Origin of the sequence: Holdemanella biformis DSM 3989 (assembly GCF_000156655.1) — a bacterium.
GTDB lineage: Bacteria > Bacillota_I > Bacilli_A > Erysipelotrichales > Erysipelotrichaceae > Holdemanella > Holdemanella biformis.
This window is the reverse complement of the sequence record NZ_DS996846.1, coordinates 1-6877: the sequence shown is the minus strand read 5'-3', so window position 1 is coordinate 6877 and position 6877 is coordinate 1. Positions and strand designations below refer to the sequence as shown.

At 33.5% G+C, this 6877-nt stretch carries 6 protein-coding genes; 5 read left to right on the top strand and 1 reads right to left on the bottom strand.

Annotated elements, in window-relative coordinates:
* Positions 1 to 714: 6-phosphofructokinase (locus EUBIFOR_RS09190; protein ID WP_003865758.1), on the top strand; the 714-nt coding region annotated here is incomplete at its 5' end.
* Between the two features lie 45 nt (positions 715 to 759).
* A complete protein-coding gene (gene yfcE / locus EUBIFOR_RS09185; RefSeq protein ID WP_003865757.1) occupies positions 760 to 1305 on the top strand; it encodes a phosphodiesterase in 546 nt (181 codons plus the stop codon).
* Here yfcE and EUBIFOR_RS09180 read toward each other — a convergent pair.
* Entirely contained in the window at positions 1265 to 2566 is a 1302-nt protein-coding gene (locus tag EUBIFOR_RS09180; RefSeq protein ID WP_003865756.1) for a sodium-dependent transporter, read from the bottom strand. The genes yfcE and EUBIFOR_RS09180 overlap by 41 nt on opposite strands.
* A gap of 65 nt (positions 2567 to 2631) precedes the next feature.
* Here EUBIFOR_RS09180 and EUBIFOR_RS09175 point away from each other — a divergent pair, with 65 nt between their 5' ends.
* The 3 genes from EUBIFOR_RS09175 (at position 2632) to EUBIFOR_RS09165 (ending at position 6628) form a co-directional block, all read left to right on the top strand.
* Complete coding sequence (locus EUBIFOR_RS09175) at positions 2632 to 3354, top strand: DeoR/GlpR family DNA-binding transcription regulator (protein WP_040466457.1); 723 nt, start codon at positions 2632 to 2634, stop codon at positions 3352 to 3354.
* A 63-nt stretch (positions 3355 to 3417) separates the two neighbouring features.
* The gene (locus EUBIFOR_RS09170; RefSeq protein ID WP_003865754.1) at positions 3418 to 5724 is read left to right on the top strand and encodes a glycyl radical protein; all 2307 of its coding nucleotides are present in this window, start codon (positions 3418 to 3420) and stop codon (positions 5722 to 5724) included.
* Positions 5687 to 6628, top strand: a complete 942-nt coding sequence (locus EUBIFOR_RS09165; protein WP_003865753.1) for a glycyl-radical enzyme activating protein — start codon at positions 5687 to 5689, stop codon at positions 6626 to 6628. Before EUBIFOR_RS09170 ends, EUBIFOR_RS09165 begins: the two co-directional genes overlap by 38 nt.
* Positions 6629 to 6877 lie beyond the last annotated feature (249 nt).

The window sequence follows — 6877 nt, the reverse complement described above, 5'->3', positions numbered from 1 at the left end:
GGGTTTGAATTCGTTCCAGAATTTAAAGCATTGATTGCTGAAATCAACGAATTATTGGCTGGAAACAAAACAGAAGAATTTAACGCATTAGGTAGCTGGGAAGAAAAATATGCATTCATTGAAAAAGGTTTAACTGCTGAATCAATGGCTGTATTCGCAATCTTACCTCAAACTATCCAACAACAATTATTCTTAGAAAGAGATCCACACGGAAACGTACAGGTATCTTTAATTGAATCAGAAAAATTGTTCTCAGCTTTAGTTAAAGATAAATTAACTGAAAGAGGATTTACAGGTAAATTCAATGCATTACACCACTTCTTCGGATACGAAGGACGTTGTGCATTCCCATCAAACTTTGATGCTGACTATTGCTACTCATTAGGATACAACGCATTCATGTTGATCCAATACGGATATAATGGATATTTATCAAAAGTATCTAACTTATCTAAACCAGCTGAAGAATGGGTTGCTGGTGGTATGCCAATCACTAAGATGATGAACATCGAACGTCGTAATGGTGAAGATAAACCAGTTATCAAAAAAGCATTGGTTGAATTAGATGGAAAACCATTCAAATTCTTCGAAGCAAACCGTGATACATGGGCTGTTGAAACTGCATATACTTATCCAGGAGCTATCCAATATTATGGACCAACTGAAGTATGTGATTTAACAACTCGTACATTAGCTCTAGAAAAAGGTGAATAATAAATAAAAGAATGCTTCGGCATTCTTTTTTTAAAGGAGAAATTTATGAAATATATGATCGCAAGTGACATCCATGGTTCAAGTTATTATTGTCAAAAACTAATGGATGCTTACAAATACGAAAAACCAGATCGATTGATTTTATTGGGGGATATTTTATATCATGGCCCTAGAAATGATCTGCCAAAAGAGTATGCACCTAAAAAAGTGATTGAGATGTTAAATTCCATTTCAGACTCGATTTTATGTGTTCGTGGAAATTGTGATTGTGAAGTGGATCAAATGGTATTGGATTTTCCATGTTTAGCAGATTATTCTGCGTTAGATATAAACGGACTTTTTATCTATTGTACACATGGACATTTAGAACCTGTTAAATTAAAAATGGGGGATATATTACTATGTGGACATACCCATGTTCCTGCAATTGAAAATCGAGATGGTATTATTTATATGAATCCAGGCTCAGTTTCGATTCCAAAAGAAAACAGCCCTCATAGTTATATGGTACTAGAGGACTGTGTATTTACTTGGAAAAATTTAGAAACGCTTAGCCAATACCGTTATAAAGAATTCCCAAAATCAAAATAATAATGGCAAGAAATACGTAAACATATTTACCTAAGAATTTAAAAGTCGGTCCTACCGGCTTTTTTCTTCCTTTGTCTAATTCTTGTTTTAAAGCCTTCCATCCTAAAATATAATAAATGGTAATGGCTCCAAGTAGTGCTGCAAAAGGAATAATATAGATTGTGACAACATCCATCCATTTACCAACAATATCTCCATTTTCAATACATACAGAAATGATGAATGTGATAATTCCACAAACAAGAACCGCTTTTTTTCTAGAAATGTGAAATCGGTTTTGCCAAGATTCACACACAGCTTCTAACATGTTGATTAGACTGGTGATTCCGGCAAAGGACACTGAAATAAAGAAGAATAGGGCAAAGAAATTACCGAGTGGCATTTGTTTAAATACTTCAGGAAGAGTTAAAAACATTAAACTAGGACCACTAACGGGGTCAATGCCAAAAGAAAATACGGCAGGCATAATCGCAAGTGCTGCAAGCATCGCAGCAATTGTATCAAATATAGCCGTTTGCATACTTGCTTTTGGAATATCGACATCATCCTTTAAATAAGCTCCATATACAATCATTCCAGAACCGGTAATGGATAAGGAGAAAAAAGCTTGTCCCATAGCCATGATCCATGTTTCTTTGTTGAGTAAATATTCCCATTTAGGAACAAATAAAAATTTATATCCTTCAATGGCACCATTAAATAAGCTGACACGAATGGCAAGGATAATAAATAAAATAAAGAAGGCTGGCATTAATACTTTATTGACCTTTTCAATGGCGTTTGTGGCACTTGTAAAAAGAAGTAAACAAGTGACAAACAAGACTAGAAAGTGACATGGCACATTCGAAAAGGATTGTGTCATATTTGTAAAGAAAGCTGGAATGTCATTTGTGAGTAGTTCGTTTGTGAGTACGCCTTGAATGCTGCGAAATACCCATCCTAAAATGACACTATATCCAATCGCAATCCCAAGAGATCCAAGTAGCGGAAGCCATCCGATATATTTACCAAACTTATTTTTCCAACAATATGCATAAGCACCTAACGTTCCTGTTTTTGCCATTCTTCCTAGCGCAAATTCAGCCGATAAACCAACAAGACCAAATAAGGCGATAAAAATTAAATATGGTATTAGAAAGGCAGCTCCTCCATATTGTCCTAAGCGATATGGAAACATCCAAATGTTTCCCATTCCTACGGCAGAACCTACGCAGGCAAGCACAAATCCTACCGTACTTGTAAAATTTCCGTTTTTATTCATTTGTAGTACCTCGATGTTTCTTAGTATATCACAAAAATGATATAATATTTAAACAGGTGATGAGTATGTTTGTAGAAGAAAGACAAAATTTAATTTTAGAAGATTTACAAGAGAATGGTAAAGTGTTGGTAAAAGATTTGAGTACACGTTTTGGTGTAACCCCCGATTTAATTCGTAAAGATTTAGCTTTTTTAGAATCGAAAGGGAAATGTAAAAAGATTTATGGTGGAGCGATTTTGAAGCGTTTAAATGTGCATTTAGAGGATGCCAATTCTAGAAAGAATGTGAATAGTAAGGAGAAACAAAAAATAGCGCAAATGGCTTATGATTTGATTGAACCAAATATGACAGTCTTTTTGGATATTTCGACTACGAATATTGAATTAGCTAAATTATTAGTCTTAAGTCCTATTTCAGATATTACAGTCGTTACCAATATGTTGGATGTAATTCAAATTCTTTCTACAAGTCAAATCCATTCTATTTTCATTGGTGGAGAATTTGATTATGCAAGAAATGGTTTTGTGGGTAATATGTGTGATGAATTTCTTCAACGTTTTCATTTTGATTTAGCTTTTTTAGGTGTGGTTGGTATAGATTTAGAATCAAAAAGTGTTATGACCTATATGCCAAATGATGGTCAAACAAAGCGTATTGTTTTAAAACAATCGAAAAAGTCTTATATGTTGGCGGATTCGGATAAGTTTTATCAAATAGGAAATTATGAGTATGCCAAGATGAATGAATTTTATGGGATTCTACAAACAATAAAAAGTAATAAAAAGTAATAAGGAACTATTGATTTTAATCATAGTTCTTTTTATAATGGATTTGTAAATGGAGGACTTACTATGTTAGATCGTATTTCTATTCTTAAAGATAAAATGTTGTCTCAACCACGCTTTGTAAGTATTGAGCAAGCTTTGATTATTACACGAACATATCAAGAAAATGAAGATAAATCGATTCCTTATAAGCGTGCACTTTCTTTGTATAACGCATTAAGTGAAATTGAAATTGGTATGGAGCCAGAAGAGTTGATTGTTGCTAATCGTACAAAAGGTGTTCGTTATGGTGTTGTTTTTCCTGAAAGCGGAATTTCTTGGGTGGATCGTGAATTTGAAACAATTCCAACTCGTCCTCAAGATAAGTTTAATGTGCATCCTGAAGATATTGAAACTTTTCGTAAGGTGATTGTTCCATATTGGAAAGGTAAAAGTTTAGAGGATGTTATTAAAAATCGTTTTGGTGCTGAAATCAGTGCAATTTCGAAAGTGGTAAAAGTCAATCAAACCGATCATGCACAGGGGCATATTTGTCCGAATGTGAAGGAATGGTTAGAGATTGGTCCACAAGGCTATATTGATTTAGCAAAAAAACATTTAGAGACATGTTCTGATTCACAAAAAGAATTTTATGAATGTGTTATTTTAGTGATGCAAGGTGTACAGAAGTTTATGCTTCGCTATCATGATCTAGCTTTAAAAATGAATAAAAAAGATGTCGCAAAGATTTGTGAAAATCTAGCTTATAAACCAGCTGCAACATTCCATGAAGCATTGCAGTCATTATGGTTTTTATTTGTAGTGCTACACATGGAAAGCAACGCATCTAGTTTTTCACCGGGTCGTTTAGATGAAACTTTATATTCTTATTATAAACGAGATATAGCTTCGGGTATGTTAAAAGAAAGTGAAGCTTTAGAATTGATTGAATGTTTATGGTTGAAATTCAATGAGATCGTATATTTAAGAAATGCGCATAGTGCTAAGTATTTTGCGGGTTTTCCAATTGGATTCAATATTTGTGTCGGTGGACAAGATCAAAATGGCAATGATTTTAGTAATGAATTGAGTCATATGTTTCTAAAGGCACAAGAAGATATTGGCCTTCCTCAACCTAACTTATCGGTTCGCTTACATGAACATACAAATGATGAACTATTAAAACATGCGATTCGAGTTGTTTCTAAGGGAAGTGGAATGCCACAATTTTTCAATGATAAGGCAATTATTAAGGCGATGGAAGATTTAGGTATATCACATTTTGATGCCATGGATTATGCGATTGTGGGTTGTGTGGAACTTACAACACAAGGCAATAATTTAGGCTGGTCGGATTCGGGCATGTTTAATATGAATAAAGTTTTAGAGCTTACATTGAATCATGGTCATTGTTTGTTGACAGGAAAACAAATGGGACCTGATTACGGTTCTTTAAGTACATATACTTCGTTTTCTGATTTAGAATCTGCCTTTGAAAAAATGATGGATTATTTTATTGATAAAATGATTCCGTGTTTAGAAGAAGTGGAAAAAGCACATATTGATATTTTGCCAACAGCCTTTTTATCAAGTGTCATTGATGATTGCATGGAAAAAGGAATGGATGTCACGCGTGGTGGAGCACATTATAATTTGTCGGGTATTCAAATGATTCAAGTGGCAAACCTTGCGGATAGTTTGGCAGCTTTAAAAAAGCTTGTATATGATGAAAAGAAAATTGATGCAGCTGATTTAGAAAAAGCTTTGAAAGAAAATTTTTCAAACAATGAAGTCATGCGCCAAATGTTATTAAATCGAGCACCTAAGTATGGAAATGATGTGGATTGGGTGGATGAGCTGGGTGCCAAATGGGCATTGAAGTTTAGAAATAAATTAAGAAAATATACAAATTATCGTAATGGAGAATATCATACAGGAATGTATACCGTGAGTGCCCATGTTCCTATGGGAGAAAATGTAGGGGCTAGTTGTGATGGAAGACTTGCCAAAACGCCTTTGGCAGATGGTGGATTATCGGCTGTATATGGTCGTGATTTAAAGGGGCCTACAGCAGTCTTAAAATCGGTGTCGCATTTAGATAATTCTTGTACAACAAATGGTGGCCTATTAAATATGAAGTTTTTACCAGAATTCTTTAAAACAGAATCTGGCATTGATAAGTTTGCGAATTTTATGCGTACATTTGTTGACTTGGAGATTCCGCATATTCAATTTAATGTGGTTCGTAAGGAAGATTTATTAAATGCCAAAATACATCCAGATCAATATCGTTCTTTGACGGTTCGTGTTGCTGGTTATACTGCATATTTTACAGAACTAGCAGGAGAATTACAGGATGAAATTATCGCAAGGACAAGTTATGACAACATCTAAAGGATATATATTTGACATTAAGCGTTTTGCGACACACGATGGAAAAGGAATTCGTACAACGGTATTCTTTAAGGGGTGTCCACTTCGTTGTAAATGGTGTCAAAATCCAGAAGGATTGTCTTATTTACCACAAGTTTTATATATGGAATCCAAATGCATGCATTGTCTTAGTTGTGTACATGCATCAAAACAAGGTGGAATTAGGTGCGTAGATCATAAAATTTGTATTTCAAGAAACGCAAGAGAAGATTGGAATGCGATTTGTGATGTATGTCCTACTTTAGCTTTGAGTATGGATGCCAAAGAGTATACGGTAGAAAAATGTGTTCATGAAATTTTAAAGGATGAAATATTCTTTAAAAGAGAAGGTGGAGTTACTTTTTCTGGGGGAGAACCCTTTTTACAAAGTGATTTTTTGATGGATTTATTAAAGGCTTGTAAAGAAAAAGGAATTCATACGGCTATTGAAACAAGTCTATATACGGATTTAGAGAATGTACAAAAGGCTTTACCATATTTGGATCAGATTTATTGTGATTGTAAGTTGTATGATAAAAACTTGCATAAACAGTATACGGGTATATCCAATGAAAAAATATTAAAGAATATTGCGTATTTACTTAAGAGCAATAAAAAAGCGCACGTGATTGTTCGTACGCCTTTAATCCCTACTATGACGGCGTCTTTTGATAATATTTCTTTGATTTCGAAGTTTTTGGTTTCATGTTATGAAGATGTTCATTATGAAATCTTGAATTATAATCCTCTAGCTCAATCTAAATATGCGTATTTAGATATGGAGTATTGTTTTAAAGAGAATCCAAAAATGTATTCTAGTGAAAAGATGCAGGAGTTCTATGATTGTGCAAAACAAAATGGTATAAAGAATCTAGTTATCGATTAAGGAGCGTAGGCTCCTTTTTTAAATTAAATTATTTTTGTTTATATATGAAAGTAGCCCAGAATTTTCTTTCTTTGAGAAAAATAAATGAAATGAGTTGTCGTTGAATTTATTCGTGTTGAGATAAAATATGTTGGATCGAATATTGATTGTTCCTTTATTTATAGTCTTTTATGTATTTCATGTTAATATTATATGAGTTGTGTGTAAACACTGTTTTCATTATTTATTTAAATAAATTCATATATTTTG